Raw genomic sequence first — 1,988 nt, 5'->3', positions numbered from 1 at the left:
GATTGGGCCGAAGCGGGAATGCCTGTCGCCAGCGTTGCGAGACTGGTCGCGACCGCCGTGGAAGCCAGAAGCATCCGGATCCGCCTGGTCGATGCCAGGCCGCCCAACAGGGTGACCTTCCTGGAACCGTATTCCATTTTCACCCCACCCCTAAATTAGCTACAACTTACACGTTCGCATGGCCAACACAACCCAGGCCACAGGGCACAACATGGCTCAATTTAGCGGCGGGGAGGTGTCGCGATCCAGCTTGCCAAGCACCTCGGCGCAACCGTTGCGACTACGGCAAGCGCCGATTTGGTCAAAGGTCCGCGCGAGGCCGACATCGGACCCGAATTTGCCAACGGACCGATCCGTTGCCTAAGCTGATTGCTCTGCCGAAGGCTTGCAATGCTGTCTCTTGAGGCTGAAAGGCAGCGACAAGGTCGGGTGAATTCGTCATCCTGGTCGGCCCGTCGACGTTGCGCCGAAGTCGCGCGACCTCGCCATGGTGTTCCCGAACCATGCGCTCTACCCGCACATGCCAGCGCGCGAGACCGTGGTCTTCGCGCTGACGTTGAAGAAGACCGACAAAAGCGAGATCGGCGAAGTGGTGCTTGGCCACATTCGAGTGGCTTTAACACGATGCTAATCTAGGTGGCGGCGCTCGACGCCGAATCCTGCCGGACCGCTCGATGTTTTGGGCCACTATTTTTTCCGAGCGCTCAATCGCGAGCTCGGCCCGTTCGAGGCGCTGCGTGGCACTGGCGACTTCGGCCGCCATCGCGATTCCCCGGCCTTTCGTGATGTTTTGTCATGAGATTGAAACACCGGGAGGGCGGAATCGTTCCTTGACGCCGGCCAGGTGGCGCTCCAGCGACTGCAGCTGCTGGATCAAGATCACGCTCCTCAAGGTGCTCCGGAGCTGCCCAAGCGTCTGGTGCGTTCCTTTGCAACCATTTTAGCTTAATCTAATTTAAACTCGGTCAGTCCGAGTTTGCGTATGTTGAAGTTCATCCGGCCGATGTTCCCCACGCTTGTCGAGGTGCCGCCGGCAGGGGACAACTGGATTCACGAAATCAAATATGACGGCTATCGTACCCAGGTGATTGTTGAGGACGAAGGCCAGAGCGATCACGCGAAGGGGCTACGACTGGTCATCGACGTACAAGACGATTGTCGAGGCGGCGGCAACCCTTTCCCCCAAGTCGGCATCGACGGTGAGGCAATCGTTCTGAACGAGAAGGGCGTATCGGATTTCCATTCGCTGCGGTCGGCGATGCGATGGGCGCCGGATCGGATCATCTTCGTTGCCTTCGATCTGCTGCACCATGACGGCATCGACCTGCGTCGCGAACCGTTGCTGGCACGTCGGGAAAAGCTGCTCGAAGTCGTCGGGCCTGCCAAAGGCGTGATCCAATACAGCCACCATGTGCATGGCGGCGGGGCTGACTTTTATGCCGCGGTTGATCGGATTGGCCTAGAGGGCATGGTGTCGAAGCGGGAAGAGAGCAGCTATCGGTCAGGCGACACCGAAGCCTGGGTGAAAACGAAATGCTACGAAGAACTCGACTTTGAAGTTGCAGGCGTGCAGCGAAAGCCCGGTTCGGCTCCACTCGCCTTGATGGCAACCCGCGATGCGGAACGCCGCTACGTCGGCTCGGCAAACATCGCCCTGACCAAAGCCATGCGGGAACGCCTCTATGCCAAGGTGCAAGAGGGGAAAGGCTCGCCACCGAGGGGCGCCGACAAGCCCGATGCCGAATGGATCGAACCTGGCCTTGTCGGACGCGTGAAGACCCTTAAGCGCGAAAATAAACTACGCCACGCCACGCTGCGGGCGATCCGGGAGGCAAAGGCATGACGCATCGCCCACGATGCACATCTCGGGAATCGACCGGTGCGAGGGGTGGCCGGCGCCTGTGGCGGGCTCGACTGTCGGGATGTAGCGATCATCCCAGGCATCTTTTTCGGCTAACGTCTTCGATCTGACGTAGGCGGTGAGAGTG

General features: G+C 60.0%; 2 protein-coding genes. Both read left to right on the top strand.

From position 1 onward, the window contains the following. The first annotated feature begins 487 nt into the window (after nucleotides 1-487). On the top strand, nucleotides 488-631 hold the full coding sequence (locus EOC06_RS40465) for a hypothetical protein (RefSeq protein ID WP_164762814.1): 144 nt from the start codon (nucleotides 488-490) through the stop codon (nucleotides 629-631). 351 nt (nucleotides 632-982) lie between these two features. After that, complete coding sequence (locus EOC06_RS35110) at nucleotides 983-1,843, top strand: ATP-dependent DNA ligase (protein WP_306462378.1); 861 nt, start codon at nucleotides 983-985, stop codon at nucleotides 1,841-1,843. Nucleotides 1,844-1,988 lie beyond the last annotated feature (145 nt).

Source organism: Mesorhizobium sp. M7A.F.Ca.MR.362.00.0.0, from assembly GCF_004023175.1.
Lineage (GTDB): Bacteria > Pseudomonadota > Alphaproteobacteria > Rhizobiales > Rhizobiaceae > Mesorhizobium.
The sequence above is the reverse complement of the archived record's forward strand: the minus strand, read 5'-3'. Positions and strand labels throughout refer to the sequence as shown.

Coding starts and splice junctions, on each gene's coding strand:
- EOC06_RS35110 (WP_306462378.1), top strand. CDS start 983: ATGTTGAAGTTCATCCGGCCGATGTTCCCCACGCTTGTCGAGGTGCCG.
- EOC06_RS40465 (WP_164762814.1), top strand. CDS start 488: ATGGTGTTCCCGAACCATGCGCTCTACCCGCACATGCCAGCGCGCGAG.